At 50.4% G+C, this 16,747-nt stretch carries 12 protein-coding genes and 6 pseudogenes; 13 read left to right on the top strand and 5 right to left on the bottom strand.

What is annotated here, in order from left to right; genetic code table 11:
- Positions 1-157: 157 nt before the first annotated feature.
- From RGU75_RS18520 to tnpC, 6 genes are all read left to right on the top strand, one after another.
- A complete protein-coding gene (locus RGU75_RS18520) occupies positions 158-970 on the top strand; it encodes a hypothetical protein (protein ID WP_322238475.1) in 813 nt (270 codons plus the stop codon).
- Positions 971-1,162: 192 nt separating this feature from the next.
- Positions 1,163-1,762, top strand: a complete 600-nt coding sequence (locus RGU75_RS18515; protein ID WP_322238473.1) for a LysE family translocator — start codon at positions 1,163-1,165, stop codon at positions 1,760-1,762.
- Between the two features lie 138 nt (positions 1,763-1,900).
- Complete coding sequence (locus RGU75_RS18510) at positions 1,901-2,290, top strand: hypothetical protein (protein ID WP_322238471.1); 390 nt, start codon at positions 1,901-1,903, stop codon at positions 2,288-2,290.
- 229 nt (positions 2,291-2,519) lie between these two features.
- On the top strand, positions 2,520-2,900 hold the full coding sequence (gene tnpA, locus RGU75_RS18505; protein WP_322238469.1) for an IS66-like element accessory protein TnpA: 381 nt from the start codon (positions 2,520-2,522) through the stop codon (positions 2,898-2,900).
- On the top strand, positions 2,897-3,244 hold the full coding sequence (gene tnpB, locus RGU75_RS18500; RefSeq protein ID WP_322238467.1) for an IS66 family insertion sequence element accessory protein TnpB: 348 nt from the start codon (positions 2,897-2,899) through the stop codon (positions 3,242-3,244). Before tnpA ends, tnpB begins: the two co-directional genes overlap by 4 nt.
- A gap of 29 nt (positions 3,245-3,273) precedes the next feature.
- On the top strand, positions 3,274-4,839 hold the full coding sequence (tnpC, locus tag RGU75_RS18495; RefSeq protein ID WP_322238465.1) for an IS66 family transposase: 1,566 nt from the start codon (positions 3,274-3,276) through the stop codon (positions 4,837-4,839).
- Between the two features lie 397 nt (positions 4,840-5,236).
- Here tnpC and RGU75_RS18490 read toward each other — a convergent pair.
- Positions 5,237-5,730: pseudogene (locus tag RGU75_RS18490) on the bottom strand (IS110 family transposase); the annotation flags it as partial.
- Positions 5,731-6,158: 428 nt separating this feature from the next.
- Here RGU75_RS18490 and RGU75_RS18485 point away from each other — a divergent pair.
- The 4 genes and pseudogenes from RGU75_RS18485 to RGU75_RS18470 all read left to right on the top strand — a co-directional run.
- A complete protein-coding gene (locus RGU75_RS18485) occupies positions 6,159-8,663 on the top strand; it encodes an EAL domain-containing protein (protein WP_322238463.1) in 2,505 nt (834 codons plus the stop codon).
- A gap of 385 nt (positions 8,664-9,048) precedes the next feature.
- The gene (locus tag RGU75_RS18480) at positions 9,049-9,771 is read left to right on the top strand and encodes an IS6 family transposase (protein WP_322240657.1); all 723 of its coding nucleotides are present in this window, start codon (positions 9,049-9,051) and stop codon (positions 9,769-9,771) included.
- 279 nt (positions 9,772-10,050) lie between these two features.
- Positions 10,051-11,667: a sensor domain-containing diguanylate cyclase gene (locus RGU75_RS18475; protein WP_322238461.1), complete on the top strand. Its 1,617-nt coding sequence runs from the start codon at positions 10,051-10,053 to the stop codon at positions 11,665-11,667.
- Between the two features lie 229 nt (positions 11,668-11,896).
- Positions 11,897-12,433: pseudogene (locus tag RGU75_RS18470) on the top strand (IS66 family transposase); the annotation flags it as partial.
- Positions 12,434-12,475: 42 nt separating this feature from the next.
- Here RGU75_RS18470 and RGU75_RS18465 read toward each other — a convergent pair.
- Positions 12,476-12,742 (bottom strand): annotated as a pseudogene (locus RGU75_RS18465) (IS110 family transposase); the annotation flags it as partial.
- 189 nt (positions 12,743-12,931) lie between these two features.
- Positions 12,932-13,024, bottom strand: a pseudogene (locus RGU75_RS18460) (DDE-type integrase/transposase/recombinase); the annotation flags it as partial.
- 428 nt (positions 13,025-13,452) lie between these two features.
- Here RGU75_RS18460 and RGU75_RS18455 point away from each other — a divergent pair.
- The 3 genes and pseudogenes from RGU75_RS18455 to RGU75_RS18445 all read left to right on the top strand — a co-directional run.
- Positions 13,453-13,821: a hypothetical protein gene (locus tag RGU75_RS18455; protein WP_322238459.1), complete on the top strand. Its 369-nt coding sequence runs from the start codon at positions 13,453-13,455 to the stop codon at positions 13,819-13,821.
- Positions 13,812-14,093: a hypothetical protein gene (locus tag RGU75_RS18450; protein ID WP_322238457.1), complete on the top strand. Its 282-nt coding sequence runs from the start codon at positions 13,812-13,814 to the stop codon at positions 14,091-14,093. The genes RGU75_RS18455 and RGU75_RS18450 overlap by 10 nt, the downstream gene beginning before the upstream one ends.
- A gap of 58 nt (positions 14,094-14,151) precedes the next feature.
- A pseudogene (locus tag RGU75_RS18445) lies at positions 14,152-14,799 on the top strand (IS6 family transposase); the annotation flags it as partial.
- A gap of 113 nt (positions 14,800-14,912) precedes the next feature.
- On the opposite strand, the gene RGU75_RS18440 reads toward RGU75_RS18445, so the two are convergent.
- Together RGU75_RS18440 and RGU75_RS18435 are read right to left on the bottom strand one after the other, a co-directional pair.
- Complete coding sequence (locus tag RGU75_RS18440) at positions 14,913-15,878, bottom strand: phytanoyl-CoA dioxygenase family protein (protein ID WP_322238455.1); 966 nt, start codon at positions 15,876-15,878, stop codon at positions 14,913-14,915.
- Positions 15,879-16,084: 206 nt separating this feature from the next.
- Positions 16,085-16,732 (bottom strand): annotated as a pseudogene (locus tag RGU75_RS18435) (IS6 family transposase); the annotation flags it as partial.
- Positions 16,733-16,747: the final 15 nt, after the last annotated feature.

The following is a 16,747-nucleotide window of genomic DNA, read 5'->3' as shown; positions in this document are numbered from 1 at the left end:
CGGCTAGCTCGGCCAAACATATTCGTGGCGCTTCATACATCACTGTCCGTCAAGACACCGGGGCAGCTCAGATTTTTTTGAAATAATAGGTTGCTATGTGGCTTAAAATAGCGGCGTTGCGTACACTACCGCGCTATCATTTAATTTCGTCTTAACCATGACCATTAATATCAGCGAAGATCTCCGTGCTTATATCGATCCTTTAACCGATGACGAATTCGCCGCACTAGAACGTAGCCTGCTGTCCGAAGGCTGCCGCGACGCGCTAGTACTGTGGGGTGATCTTTTAATAGATGGGCACAACCGCTACGGTATCTGCCAAAAGCACGAAATTCCTTTTAATATTATTCAGAACCACACGTTTAAATCTATCGAAGATGTCCACATGTGGATGATTGATAACCACCTTGGGCGGCGCAGCGTATCGGACTTTCAACGCGGTGTGCTTGCCCTGCGCAAGAAAGAGATCGTATCGACGCGCGTGGCACAGACGCAAGCCCAGCGCCCGCCCGATAAGATAGCTGGGGCAGATGTATTAAGCCAGCCAGAGGGCGAGCAACCGTTAACGCGGGAAGCCATTGCGCGTTCTGCGAGGGTAAGCAGCGCAACCTTGGCACAAATCGAAAAAATCCAAAAAACGGCTGCGCCGGAACTGGTCAGAGCCGTAAAGTCCGGTGAAATATCTATTAATGCTGCGGTCGCCGTAGCGTCCTTGCCTAGCGAACAACAGATAGCTGCTGTCGCTGGCGGCAAGAAAGAATTACGCGAAGCAGCAAGACAAGTACGTGAGGCACGACTACCGCCAAAGCCAGAACGAGAGACTCCGTCGAGCGACGCTTCCCCGGATCAAGTAGAAATCTACCGTTTGACGTTACTGGTCGCTGAACTTACTGAAGAGCGCAATCAATTAAAAAAGAAGGTGCAACACTTGACCATAGCACTTACGGAGGCGCGCAGCGAGCGAGCTTAGAAATAGGGTTAAGCATCTGTTAGGAGCAAAACGCGTAGCGTACAATATGGCGAAGTTGGGCGGGCAAGTCGAAAACTGACCATCACCAAAAACTGTTACGCTTTTCCTTTTAGCCAACAAACTGGCACTAAACGGCGATATTGATAATTGCAAACCGGCTCTGTCCAAGTTGCTTACCCCTCTAAGACTTTGATGACATCTGACTTCAACTTACCTATATTTGCGCTGAGCACTGCGGTCATACTGCTGACGCCCGGACCGACCAATACCTTACTGGCCGCCGCCGGCCTGGAGCGAGGTGCGAAAGGCGCGTTGCCACTCATTGCATGCGAACTTCTCGGCTATCTCATTGCGATCTCGGTTTGGGGCGCAGTGCTCGCGCCCTTACAAAGTAGTTACCCTTGGGTAGCGATCTTGGCACGCGCCGCCAGCAGCCTCTACCTCATCTACATTGCGGTGATGGTATGGAGGGCAGCCTCCGTGCTGCAGACCTCGGGACAACGATCGGTTGGCCCTCATTCCTTATTCGTGGCAACCCTTCTCAATCCCAAAGCACTACTTTTTTCGTCTGCGATTTTCCCCGTTCTATCGCCCAGCAATATGCAAATCTATTTTTCAGCGACGGCGTTGTTTGTTTGCCTGTTGATACCTATCGGCATCGCTTGGACGATGTTCGGCGCAGCGTTAGCCAACGGGCGCTTGAAGTTTGCAGATCGCATCAAGTTGCAGCGCGCAACTTCATTGGTGCTTTGTGCATTCTCGGCATCTATCGCCTGGGCTACTTTTCATTGAAGTTATCCATTGGCATCGCTAGACGCCATACCAATAGTGTGACGGCAAAAAACTCCTTATCCTACCCGCCTATGGCGAAATATCCATGTCTAATACATTTTCTCCTATAGAGAATTTTCGTTGAATAGGAATTTTTTAATGAAACAAGACAAACAGAATACTTCTACATCGACGACATTTGAGACGCCACTTGATCTATATAGATCGATTTCGCGGGTATGGTCCGCAGACACTTCAAGCCCAACTGGTGCATGGTCACAATCAAATCCGGCGCAGAATCATTGCAGCATTACGTCTCTTGTCGTACAAGATCATTTCGGCGGTGGGATTCTTACCACTAAGACGCCTGGCGGAACGCACTTTTATAATCTAATTGATGGAAAAAAGTGGGATCTAACTGTCCACCAATTCGCCGAACCTGTGCCATATGACGATACACCGTCATCTCGCGATGCAGCGTTTGCCGATACTTCAAAGCAGAAATACGCACTTCTTACAGCTCGGCTCAAGCAATCTATGGGAGATTAGCTATTTTTATATCGATGTAAGATGGATTGGTTTTTTGACCTTAACACAGCATTTTCGATCAAAAATTAGGAGGGTTGCGAATACTTTGTATCAGTTGCGGACGTTTGCCTTAAAAGATGCCGAATACACATCCAAGGTAAGCGTCCTCCCAGCACCCTCTACCGCTAAAGACCAAATATCCGGATGATTGAATGGGAGGCGCAAATTAATTGTGCCCACAAATTAAATTATGGACACAAATATTGGGACGGTTTCGCGGGCAAAGCGTGGCACTTATCGCCAGCACTCAACGGAATTTAAACGCAGGGTCGCCGAAAAATCTCTAGTGCCAGGGGCTTCGGTATCGCGGGTAGCGCGGGCGCATGACCTCAATGCCAATCAGGTTTTTGCATGGCGTAAGCTGTTTCATGTGGGAGCCTTTGACACTCAGAGTACATTATTGCCGGTTGTACTCAGCGATCCGCTGCAGATAGATACACAACCAGCTTTTACCAGTACCGCTGTTTCCCCCGGGGTCATTATTCTGGAAGTAGGCAAAGCCCGGCTCCGACTCGAAGGCGTCGTTGATTCTGGCATGCTTGCCCTCCTTCTGGACCGGTTGCTCGCATGATTGGCCTGCCGGCAGGCACACGTATCTGGATGGCAGCGGGTGTGGCCGATATGGGCTGTGGCTTTAATGGTCTGGCAGCCAAGGTGCAGACGGCATTGGCCGAAGATCCGTTTAGCGGTCATGTGTTCGTCTTCCGCGGACGGCGTGGAGATATCCTTAAAATACTGTGGTGGACCGGCGATGGCCTGTGCCTGCTGGCCAAGCGCCTCGAACGCGGCCGCTTCATCTGGCCGCAGGCGAGTGAAGGATCGGTGTCGCTCTCGCAAGCGCAGTTGTCGATGCTACTGGAAGGGATCGATTGGTGGCGTCCTGAACGCACGAATCGGCCCGCATTGGGCTTGTAAACATCGCCACAAATGCGTAAACTGGCGCCATGCCAACGCACGCCCATCTTCCTGACGATATCGCGACCTTGAAGGCCATGATCCTGGAGCGTGATGTCGCCCTTGCTACGCAAGGGGAACCGGTGGCACAGTTGCGGGAAGAACTTTCCACGCGCGGCATTGAAATCGAACATCTCAAACTCCTCATCGCCAAACTCAAGCGCATGCAGTTCGGTCGTAAATCCGAGAAGCTCGATCATCAGATCGAACAACTCGAACTGCGACTGGAAGATTTGCAGGCCGATGAGAGTACGGTTGCCATGGAAGAACTTCCGTCCAGAAAGCCACGCCAGAGTGCACCGCGCAAACCGCTACCGGCCCATTTACCCCGTGACGAGAAGATTCATTTACCCGAACAGAATGCCTGTCCGGATTGCGGTGGTGGCCTGCGGCAACTGGGCGAAGACGTTGCTGAACAACTCGATTTCATTCCCGCCAGCTTCAGAGTCATCCGACACATTCGTCCGAAGCTGGCCTGCAAATGCTGCGATACCATCCTGCAAGCCGCCGCGCCTAGTCGTCCGATTGCACGCGGTCTGGCCGGTCCCCGCTTACTGGCCCATGTATTGGTCAGTAAATATGCCGATCACCTGCCGCTCTATCGGCAATCGGTCATATATGCCCGCGAAGGCGTTGAACTGGATCGGGGATTATTGGCTGACTGGGTTGGTGCTGCCAGCAGTTTGCTGCGACCACTGGTGGACGCGATTCGACGTCATGTTCTCGCAGCCACGAAACTGCATGCCAACGACACCCCGATACCGGTTCTGGCACCAGGTAACGGCAAGACCAAGACAGCGCGACTGTGGACCTATGCGCGGGACGACCGTTCTTCCGGTTCTTCTGAACCGGCGGCAGTCTGGTTTGCCTATACCCCGGACCGTAAAGGCATCCATCCGCAAACACATCTCGCCTCCTTTACCGGCGTCTTGCAAGCGGATGCATATGCCGGATTTAACGCGATCTATGAAGGCGGCCAGGTAGTAGAAGCCGCTTGCTGGGCGCATGCACGCCGTAAATTTTATGATTTGCATGTGGCACGACCGTCCGCCGTCACCACCGAAGCGTTACGCCGGATCGGCGAACTGTATGTGATTGAAGCTGAGATTCGTGGCCAACCACCGGACCAACGTCGAGCAGCCCGACAAGCACAATCGCTGGCGCTCATTGACGACTTCGAAACCTGGTTGCGGGCGACGCTTCTGATGCTGTCGCGCAAGTCAGACACGACCGCGGCCATCATGTATCGCCTCAATCTATGGCCAGCGCTGAAACGTTATTGTGACGATGGCTGCATTGAAATCGATAATTCCGCAGCGGAGCGCTCCTTGCGTGGCGTCGCTATCGGACGTCGTAACTATCTCTTCGCGGGTGCCGACAGCGGTGGGGAGCGCGCTGCCGCCGTGTATTCCCTGATCGGCACAGCGAAATTAAACGGTATTGATCCTGAAGCATGGCTACGCCACGTTCTCACCCATATCGCTGACCATCCGGTCAATCAGGTCCATGACTTCCTGCCGTGGAACTTCACTTCTACTATGGCGATAACCCGCTAATTCCTGCCGATTGGATTCCTTTACCGGAATTCGTCAAGACGGCCGTGGGAATACGCTTACTGGCATGGTATTAGCGGAATGCAGTTCCACAAAAAATTCGGTTCCTGACAAGATGCAAGCGCTACAACAGAGCGAAGTAAATGGTGTACAGCTGATCTACGGCGAACAAGGGACGGGCAGCCGGTTGTGTTCGTGCATGGTTCGGTATCAGATAGACGCATCTGGGACTATGAGATGAGAATAATCTCACGGCATTTTCAAGCTATCGCTTACACGCAACGTTATTTCGGTGAGCACCCATGGGCAGACTCAGGGAGCGCGTTTTCACGGGTCACACATGCAGCCGACTTCGTCGCGTTCATTCGATCATGTATTCTTGGATTCTTTAAACAGATTGTAGTTCAGGCACATGGTTGGCAATGTAAGTAACACCCTGAGGAATGATCACCCCAAAAACTCCCCCAGCAAGTCCCGAATCTGATTAACCTGGGCGATACGTGCTTTGACAAATCCTTGTCGTACCCGATGCAGCGCCAGAACAGCATGCTGTTCGACATTTTTGATCGGCACAAACCGCATGTTCGGCCGGGCCACCGCTTCGCAGATCGCCTCAGCATCGGCTGCATCGTTCTTGTTGGATTTGACATAGAGCTTGACGAACTGGCGTGCCATCTGTATGACTGTATGGCCATAACCTCCTAGCTTGCGTGCCCAGTAATGCGCGCTGCCACACGCTTCCATGCCGATCAGATGGGGCGGTAGATTGACGAAAAATACCGCTATCTGTTCGCGACGCAATTGCTTGCGAATAACGGGTTTACCAAATTCGTTAACGCCATGTATCTGGAACACGTTTTTGGCCAGATCGATACCTACTGTTTGGATCTTCATGTCAGACGCTCCTGTCAGCTCAGGTGGTTAATTAGAACCTCAACTTTGACACATCTGGATACTATTAAGGAGGGGGCGTCCATCTTATTGCGTTCGATTGACGGGTATTCGTCTGTGAAATTACATTATTAACACATGACAACTAAATAAGAATAAGATAAGTCATTAAAAAAACATTACCCCCATCCAAGAACGTATCAAAGCGCAGGAAGAAAAACTCAAAAAACTCAATGCACTAAAACAGAAGCAGGAAACCGCCAATCCTGCAAAAGATACGGCTCTGAAAAGTTAATATAGCCGATCATCAACGTCGGTGATTAAACTCAAAAGACTGGAGTCTGGAGTGCAATGGAACGCTTATCGAAGGATTCCCATAAATGTTCCATTGCGACTCGAGCCCCAATCTTTAAGAAAAGCAAGGGCCTCAATTGAATCGAACAACTAAATGGCTGAAGTTACCCTTATTGATTCTCATCATAGGAATAGTCTTTACGCTTTATGTATTTTATGAAGTGAGGAAAACCGAACAGAAATTGCTTGAGAGCGAGTTCACACAACAAGCCAGCTCTCTGGCCAGCATTCTTCAACAGGGGATCGACCGCAACGTCCAGATTCTGGAATCCTTTGCGGCGCTTTATACCAGCATCGATCCGATCAGCCGCAACGAATTTCACCACTTCGTCACTGAATTACTGTCAAACCATGGAGACATCCAAGCTTTGGAGTGGATTCCTCGTGTTTCCAGCAGCCAACGCGACGCCTATGAACATAGTGCCACACAGATATTTCCAAATTTTCGCTTCACTGAAAAGCAGGCCAGTGGGCGAATAGTGTCTGCTGCGAACCGAGCGGAGTATTTCCCAGTGTATTTTGTCGAACCTCTACAAGGGAATGAAGCGGCCTTCGGCTATGATTTAGCCTCGAATCCCAGTCGTTTGGCTGCTCTCGAGTCCTCCAGAGACTCAGGCGAGATGAAGGCCACGGTGCCCGTTGTCTTAATACAGGGAGATGGTTTCCAGCGTGGTTTTCTGATGATTTATCCGGTCTATGGCATCGGAGAAGTTCCGACGTCCCCGGCAACGAGAAGGACGGCATTGCGGGGCTATGTTTTGGGCGTGTTTCGTATCGACAACATGATAGATTATGCCCTCCGCAATATTCCGACTGCAGAAATGGCCATCACGGTACGCGATTCCTCCGTCAAGTCGACCGAAGGCATACTCTATAGCCGCCCACATAGGACAGAAGGAGGCAACGCTGAACAAGTTCTCCATGAGGGGTTTCACTACGTCCAGTCGTTGAGTGTGCCGGGCCAGAACTGGCTCGTCCACGTGGAATCGACCAGCGCCTTCGAAACTGTTCATAAGGTCAGACAGGCGTGGTGGGCACTGGCGTGTGGCCTCATATTTACCATTTTTGTCGCGAGCTACGTGCAAACATTGAAGATGCGCGCCAGGAAACATTTGGAGCATATAGCGAACTTGGCTGAATCCGCCCATAACTTGAAACAGGAAATCACTGAGCGGAAGGACGCGGAGGAGAAAATCTGGAATTTGGCCTATTTTGACGTGCTCACAAAACTGCCTAATCGCCGACTAGCGATGGACCGCCTTGATCAGGCATTAATCACCAGCAACGGCTCTATGAAATATGGTGTGCTACTGATGCTTGATCTCGACGATTTCAAGAGTGTCAACGACACGCGTGGCCACGATGTTGGAGATCAACTACTGGTTGAAGTGGGGCGTCGAATCGTCTCCTCATTACGATTGGAAGATACCGTCTCCCGTTTTGGCGGCGATGAATACATGGTGATAATTGAGGGACTGGAAACGGATAAAACTTTAGCCGTCAGCCTTGTTGAGACGATAGCCGATAAAATTAAAATTGCGCTCAACCAACCTTACACGTTAAATCACGTTGAGTACACGCGCAACCTGACCACCAGCATCGGTGCCGTACTTTTCAGGGACAATGCGGATACCATTGATGTCTTGCTCAAGCACGCCGATACCGCGTTGTATGAAGCTAAAGTTGCAGGGCGGAACACCATTACGTTTTTCAATCCAGCCATGCAAGCTGCTCTTGAGTCGCGTTTAAAGATGGAGAACGCGCTAAGTAATGGATTGCAAAATGGCGAATTTCAGCTGTTCTATCAACCCCAAGTTGATCAGCAAGGATGTTTAATCGGAGCCGAAGCTCTGTTGCGCTGGTTCACGCCAGAGAAAAAAATTGTCTCACCCGTTCATTTTATTCAACTAGCCGAAGACACGGGCCTTATCCTCCCCTTGGGACTGTGGGTCATGCAGACCGCCTGTACACAACTCAAAACTTGGTCGGAAAATCCGAGCACGAGCAATTTACATATTTCGATTAACGTCAGTGCACGCCAGTTTCACCAACCGAATTTCGTAGAACAGGTTTTTGATACGCTGAAATGTTCTGGCGCTAACCCAACACTGCTGAGACTGGAGTTAACAGAAAGCATTGTGCTGGAAAAAATTAACGACGTCATTAACCGGATGCGCCAGATCAGAGCGCTTGGCGTCACCTTTTCTCTGGATGACTTCGGCACCGGCTTTTCCTCGCTGTCATATCTGAAGCGATTACCGCTGAACGAAGTGAAGATCGATCAATCGTTCGTCCGCGATATAACCAGCGACCCTAGCGATGCCGCTATTGTGTGCGCCATAATTGCCATGAATAAATCGCTTGGCATTCAGGTGATTGCAGAAGGCGTCGAAACAGAGGAGCAACTGTATTTCCTGCTAGAAAACGGATGCACAAATTTTCAGGGTTATCTATTCGGCAAGCCAGTTGCAATTGATGAATGGTCCGACCTGTATAAGGGTACCGTGAACGGGCCAAGTAACAGTTTTTCACGGTATTTTAAGAAAATTTCTCAATCCGGAACGGAAGATAATGACTATTAACGCACCGCATTACACACAATTACTTTCCCCTTCTCTGGTCTAACGAAATTCGTGACCAAGAGCAAGGTGAGCCACCATGGAGAAGAGTTGCGCTGAGGCAGAATTGTCGGGAATCAATCTGGGGTACCGTAAAGATTCCTTCGTAAATGAGTAACAGGCGCTATCTCACTGGTCGAAACGGCGGCCATCCGGGCAAGAGTCTATTCAGGCGTGAACCTTAGCAGTCAGATCCAGGCCAAGTGCCCTCATCACGGCAAGAGTAGTTTTCAAGGTCGGATTGCCGTTTTCGCTGAAGGAACCATAAGTGGTTCTGTCGCATTAACAGCGATCAATTAGAATTTATGTTTTAGTTGACGATAAACCTGTCGAAATGAAGCTATCCGTAATGCCAAATAATGGGATCAATCCTGAGGTAGCGAAGGTGCTGAAGCGATTACATTATCCGTTGGAAATAATGTTGATGTGCGTGCGTTGGTATATTGCGTATCCATTGAGCCTGCGCCATCTGGAACAGATGATGGCAGAGCGTGGTATCGCAGTGGATCATTCGACAGTACATCGGTGGGCAATGAAACTGTGGCTGGTATTTGAAAAAAAGTTCCGCAAGTTCAAACGTCCAGTAGGTACTAGCTGGCGCATCGATGAAACCTATATCAAGGTTAAAGACACTTGGAAATATTTGTATCGTGCGGTAGACAAAGAGGGGCGAACTATTGACTTTCTATTGACGGCAAAGCGTGACAAGTCAGCCGCCATGCGCTTTTTCCGTAAAGCCATGCTTGATAACGGCGTTCCAGAAAAAGTCACAATGGACAAGAGTGGAGCGAATAAATCAGCGATTGATACGATCAACTTCGAGCATGAAAATGCCATCATCGTGCATCAAATAAAGTACCTCAACAACATCGTTGAGCAAGATCATCGCGCTATCAAGCGCATCACCAAACCGATGTTAGGATTCAAATCGTTTTGCTCTGCCAGAGTCATTCTGGCCGGTATTGAAATCATGCACATGATCAGCAAAGGGCAATTTTGCATGAGTGGTGCTGAGAATCTGTCGGTATCGCAACAGTTTTATGCACTCGTTGGACAAGTTCGTCCAAATTAAGGAGATGTCCTTTTTTACGCTGTTGTTTCAGAATTTTCTGTTAATGCAACAGAACCCTTATTGTCGTGGTCTTTTTTTATTAGACCACGACATGATTCCCTTTAAAAAAACGGCTTATAAATTGATATTGTATGACTAGAACTTTACCCATCCGTTCGTATTTTTAGGTTTACGTCATTACATTTCGTTACATTTTTATGGTTTTTGCGTAACGATCTATTTAAGCAATATTCGATGCATACTGCGTTACATAAAAATCAACAATAAAAAGAGGAATTTATGAAGGTCGCCACGACTACTGATACCAGGATGATGGACCGTATCCTTTTGAAAGGCGTGCATGTGCCTAGCATTCGCGCCTGTCTCGTTGTGCTTGTACTTGGGTGCGTGCTGCCAATCGCGGCTATAGCGACTTTTTTGATCGTTAATTTTTACACCCACGAACGAGAGCAATTAACCCTTACCGCGATCAGTCGCGCGCGCGCGACGATGGCGGCAATAGATAGGGATTTCACCAGTACCCAGGCCGCACTTCAAGCACTCGGCACCTCTCATCGGCTAGCCAACGGTGATTTAAAAGGCTTCCATACCCGAGCTCGGGAGGAGTTGCCGAACTTGCCGGTTGAAAACATACTAGTCTTAGCACCCGACGGGCAGATGCTTCTGGCTACAAATCGCCCCTTTGGCACAATACTTCCGAAACTAACTAATCCGCCACTACTTAAACACACATTTGAAACCGGAAAACCGGGAGTTTCTGGGTTATTTAAAGCAGCGCTGACAGATCATTCTATTTTCACCATTTCCGTACCGGTGAAGAGCAATGAGTCGACCATATACTCATTAAATGCAACGATTGCTCCCGCCCAACTTTTGAATTTAATGACGGAGCAAAAACTGCCCAGCGGTTGGATCGGTGCCATTATCGACAGCAACGGCTGCATCGTAGGCCGAACAACCAATATGCAGAAATTTGTTGGCAAGAAAGTGACGCCGGCCTTGTGGCAACAAATAAACAGTTCGAATGAAGGCGGCTTCGTGACACAAACTTTGGATAATATTCCTGCGTTCACGGTGTACAGTCGATCAGCGGCGACAAAGTGGACAGTCGCCCTCGCTATGCCATTAGCTCAGATCACCGAAGGGCTTCGTCACACACTGATCTTACTGATTATCGCAACCTTTTGTGCTTTAATCTTGGGACTAGCGCTAGCTTGGTTTATCGGAGGACGTGTTGCTGATTCTATAATAGCACTTATTTCACCAGCAACGGCACTAGGTTCCAATAAGCCATTCACCGTTCCGCATCTATATTTTACAGAGGCAAACAAATTACGTCAGGCATTGCTGAATGCGTCTGTAACCCTGCGTCAAGCACAATACGACGCCTATCATGACGGGCTTACGGGCTTACCGAATCGAGAGTTTTTCCATACTGTCCTCAACCAACAATTATCACTTTGCCAACGAGACAAGACTGCACTGGCTGTGTTGTATATTGACTTGGACGGCTTCAAACAAGTCAACGATAGTTATGGTCACGCACGGGGAGATGAGCTTTTACGTACCGTTTCAATGAGAATCAAAAACGCCATTCGTGCATCAGATATTGCAGCGCGACTCGGTGGCGATGAGTTTGCCATCGCGTTGATTAATTCTAATTTAGAAAATGCCACCAAATTCGCCCATAAGTTGATCGAAATCATCTCGGAACCTTATCTGTTCGGCACAAATAAGGTGATGATTTCTGCAAGCATTGGAGTCGCCGAATATCCTACCTCTGCAACGGATACTGACACTCTTTTAAAAAATGCGGATCATGCAATGTATAACGCTAAGGGGCTGGGCAAGCGACAGGTATGCGTAGCCGCAAAATGGACAAGCAAAAGCGGCTAACCCTATGCCATAGGCGGTCGCCATCCTTCTCCTATTCTCACTTCTGATCCAGATTGTATTTTGGCGTCGTTTGTCGGTAAGGGCACTAAAATAAGATCTAGTGAATACGTGATCTTTCGATCTCGTGCCAATGTGGCGCCAGATTTTTCCCGGAAGCTGAGCACTCCAGAATTTCGCCGGTGGGGGTGTGTGCCGAGATAAGGGTAAAAATGACCCATAACACTTTTAGTTGCCCAAGGAAGCGCGCAGTGCGCAGCAGCCGGCCACCCAATTCATTACCTTGATCGGCAAACTATACGCGGCAGAATCTCTTGCCAGCACATCAACACCACAGCAACGACAGCGTTTGGGCATGAAATACAGCACGGCAATATTGGCAGCGATCAAAGATTTGCTCGACCATCATCTGGCAACGACTGCGCCGAGCGGATTGCTGGGGAAGGCATTGCAGTATCTGACAGGGCAATGACCGAAATTGACGCGGTATGTGGAGAACGGCACCTGGCCGATCGATAATAATTTAGCCGAGAACGCGATTCGGCCCTTTGTGATCGGTCGCAAGAACTAGTTATTCGCCGATACCGTCGGGGGCGCAAAAGCCAGCGCCAATCTGTACTCATTGATTGAGACCTGCAAGGCGGGCAATATTGACGCTTACCAATATCTGACCCAGCTGTTCACTACACTGCCTTATGCCAATACCGCCGATGACTATGAAGCGCTACTGCCGTGGAATTTACAGCCAACCGGCCCGGCCGCTGCATAAATCAATTTATGCCGCAAGAGACGTGGATGATTGATCGCTTACGTTCTTGTTGCCGCTGACAAACGCCTTGACCGCTTTACACTGCATCACTTTGACCTGGTGACCCATCTCGATCAACCGCCTTGCCCAGTGCTGTGCGCCGCCGCACGCCTCCATTCCGATCAGAGAGGGCGCGCTGTTCGCAAAATACTCCAGGAATTTATCCCGCTTGGTCTACATGCCGGTAATTTCGCCGATCGCCGAATCAACGGAATGCACCTGAAAAATACGCCTTGCAAGATGGACTCTAAATACGGTATTCCTGGTGATTCCTCCTTCCTCAAGGGGTAAGCTTCGAAACTCCACTTTGGCACATCTGATGCCGGCGGTCGAAAGAACCCTTTAGTTTTTTCGATTCACCCCGCCGATTCCATTACTGGCGCTTGCGGGGAGAGGCGTCCATTCCATTTACTTCGGTTGACGATCGCAACTTTTTCAGGAACGCCATGGGCTTGCATGGACTTGTCGAAAAAACCGTTTTGCAGCCGCTTTGTCCCGCCTGGCCGTCAACAGAAAATCGATCGTGTTGGTTTCCTTGTCCACGGCCCCATAAAAGATACCTGCAGAAGAAAATTAAGGTATTGAATCGTGTTTTAATTTTCGCGATGAATTTTCCTTTATTTCTCTCAGGTCAAACGGGTCCCATAAGCGACTATGTAATAGTGAAATTTATTTATGTTTATTCAAAGCTCTGAATGTATAAAACGAGGACCATAAAAAATGGTTCAGGTGGATTTTAATGAAGGTCTGAACGAAAGTTAGGCAATGGTTTTTCAGCATTTCGCAGCAGCGATGGTAAACAACACATGATCCTGCGCCCCAACAGTGTGATAGGTGTGAGTGTGGCTATTGCTTGCCTGATACTTGTTATCACTGCATGGATGCTAATTGAGATGCGGCGCGATGCACTTGCGCGGGAGCGGGAATCTGCATTCAACGTGTCACTCCTGGTGTAGCGTGACACCGCGCGCAATCTTGAAGTGTATGACCTGTCTCTGCAGGCAGTTATTCAGGGGCGCAGCCATCCCGGCGTGATGGACCTATCGCCCGACCTCCGCCAGTTAGTGCTGTTTGACCACTCGGCAACAGCTCAGACCATGGGTTCGTTGCTGGTTCTCGACGAGGCCGGCAATGTAATGATCGACTCGAAGTCTGAGTCGCCGCACCGCGAGAACCTGGCGGAGAGCGATTATTTCAAGGTGCATCGCGAATCTCCGAACTTCGGGCTCTATGTTAGTCGTCCTTTTGAACCACGGATGGCCACCGGTGGCACCAGCATCGCTTTGAGTCGACGCCTTCGCACCCGGACGGCAGCTATGCCGGTGTGGTGGTGGGGACCATGCACCTGAACTATTTCCGCAACCTTTTCGCCGGCATGAATCTCGGTACCAGCGGTTCGATGGCCCTGATGCTCGCGGACGGGACAATGCTGATGCGCCTGCCCTATGACGCGAAGGCGATTGGCCAGAGCCTTATTGGTACCGCCAATTACACGCGCTTTACTCAGTCTCCTAGTGGTGACTTTTTCGGCACGGCTGCGATCGACGCCGTGCAGCGATGGTACACGTTTCGGCACATCCGCAACTTTCCGTTAGTCCTCGATGTGGTTCTGTCGCGTTAGGCAAACCTGCGTCCCGATCAGGTAGCCTGCTGTTCCCCTGACGAATGGACGAACCGATATGCTTAATACGAAAGGGATGCGATTTCCGATCGCCGTGATGTTGGTGTGCATTCGCTGGTACGCAGCTTACCCGTTGAGTTACCGCCACCTTGAGGAAATGATGGAAGAACGTGGCGTGGCTGTCGATCAATCGTTGGGCGATCCGTTTCCTGCCGTTGATTGAAAAGTTAGCGTGCAAATACAAGCGCAAGGTCGGCGCCGGCTGGCGAATGGACAAAACGTACATCAAAGCCAAGGGCATCTGGAAGTATCTCTACCGTGCAGTCGACAAAGAGGGAAAACTGTCGACTTTCTTCTGACGGCACAACGTGACCTGGCTGCGACCAGGCGGTTCTTCGAAAAACCCATCGGTGAGAACGGCGCGCCGAGCAAGGTCACGATGGACAAGAGCGGCGCTAACAAAGCTGCCATCGACGAGATCAACCGCAACCGGGACGTCCAGATCACCGTACGCCAGCTCAAGTACCTCAACAACATCGTCGAACAGGACCACCGCGCTATCAAGCGGGTGACCAAGCCGACGCTTAACTTCAAGTCCTTCCGGTCTGCCAGCAATGTACTTACCAGCATCGAGCTCATGCACATGATCCGTAAGGGTCAGTTCGCGGTCGATGGCGCCACTGCCATGTCGTTCGCCGACCAGTTTATGCGCTGGCGGGACAAATCCATCCACTGTAATCGGGGGCCATGCCCTGCACCGGAAAATCCGTCTCGCGCTCAACATTACGACAGAACCCGCGATGCATCTACCGTACTCCACTACTTTCGCGCATTGCTGACAAAAAGTCGATTGATATAACGGTCAAGGAGGGGTTTTTGCAGGCCGGTTGCGGGCCGGTAGCGATAGATGTAGACCGGTAGCAATGAGTATTGAATTTGCAGTAGCAGCCGTGGCTTCTGGCTAGGCAACATACCTTTATGGATTCCTTGCGTATTCACCGCGAAGCCGGTGCCCGCGACCCCCATCATATTTACGATATTTTTCTCACCGTAGCGATTAAGTATTTTGTTGTCGCTATAGACCTGCAAGCGCATGCTGCAACGTTCGAGATGCGTACCTTGCACATAAATATGCGGGCCGGTTTCGGCATCGACGTCCGTCAGATAAACCATTACCTTCATAAAACGCCAGTCGTCACAATCGCGATGAAATGCCTGCGAACCGGAACCTGCTCCGGCGTCAGGAAACGACCAGCGCAGTCCAAGGGCGGAGAGAGTCGGCTTGCAACCGATGTAATCGCCCGCCAGCCGCAGAATAGCAGGATGATTGGCCAATTCCAGTAAATGTGGGCAATCAAGAATATCGCGAAGCTCATATTCTGCAAGGCGTAGGCCTGGCGGTACCTGCTCAATGGTAAAAGCCTGCGCTTTCGCTCCTTGCGCCAAGAGAGATTTGCTGCTGAGATGATCGCGAATATGGGACAGCTGTTCTGCGGAGAGTAGCTCGCCCAGCGCCGCATGGCCGTGTTGGCGAAGTGAGTCTAGCTGCACCTGATCGTAGCTTTCCGTATCGGTTGACATCGCACCGTGACGACGTCGTATGTATTCGGTAAGACCTTGGGTTATCATGTGTCGCAAACAGCGGGACGTGACGATACGCTGAAGATAGTAAAGTAGGCTTTGCAACGGCTTAAAAGCCCGCCCAGGCTTCAATTGCGCGTATTCCATTTTGTTATTCCCCTCAAAGCAACCAGACATGCAACCCAGTAGTATTTCAGCGGACATTCGGTAATCTATAGTTGCGAATAGTAGACGTTAACGCAAGAATCCGGTGGAAAATGTAACAACACCATCAGTAGCAGTATTGCAGAGTCAGCGGTCAACGAAGTGGTGAGCTTGCGGGTTCTGTCGCAATGTTGAGCGCGAGACGGATTTTCCGGTGCAGGGCATGGCCCCCGATTACAGTGGATGGATTTGTCCCGCCAGCGCATAAACTGGTCGGCGAACGACATGGCAGTGGCGCCATCGACCGCGAACTGACCCTTACGGATCATGTGCATGAGCTCGATGCTGGTAAGTACATTGCTGGCAGACCGGAAGGACTTGAAGTTAAGCGTCGGCTTGGTCACCCGCTTGATAGCGCGGTGGTCCTGTTCGACGATGTTGTTGAGGTACTTGAGCTGGCGTACGGTGATCTGGACGTCCCGGTTGCGGTTGATCTCGTCGATGGCAGCTTTGTTAGCGCCGCTCTTGTCCATCGTGACCTTGCTCGGCGCGCCGTTCTCACCGATGGGTTTTTCGAAGAACCGCCTGGTCGCAGCCAGGTCACGTTGTGCCGTCAGAAGAAAGTCGACAGTTTTCCCTCTTTGTCGACTGCACGGTAGAGATACTTCCAGATGCCCTTGGCTTTGATGTACGTTTTGTCCATTCGCCAGCCGGCGCCGACCTTGCGCTTGTATTTGCACGCTAACTTTTCAATCAACGGCAGGAAACGGATCGCCCAACGATTGATCGACAGCCACGCCACGTTCTTCCATCATTTCCTCAAGGTGGCGGTAACTCAACGGATAAGCTGCGTACCAGCGAATGCACACCAACATCACGGCGATCGGAAATCGCATCCCTTTCGTATTAAGCATATCGGTTCGCTCTTA

Source organism: Glaciimonas sp. CA11.2, from assembly GCF_034314045.1.
Classification (GTDB): domain Bacteria; phylum Pseudomonadota; class Gammaproteobacteria; order Burkholderiales; family Burkholderiaceae_D; genus Glaciimonas.
The sequence above is the reverse complement of the archived record's forward strand: the minus strand, read 5'-3'. Positions and strand labels throughout refer to the sequence as shown.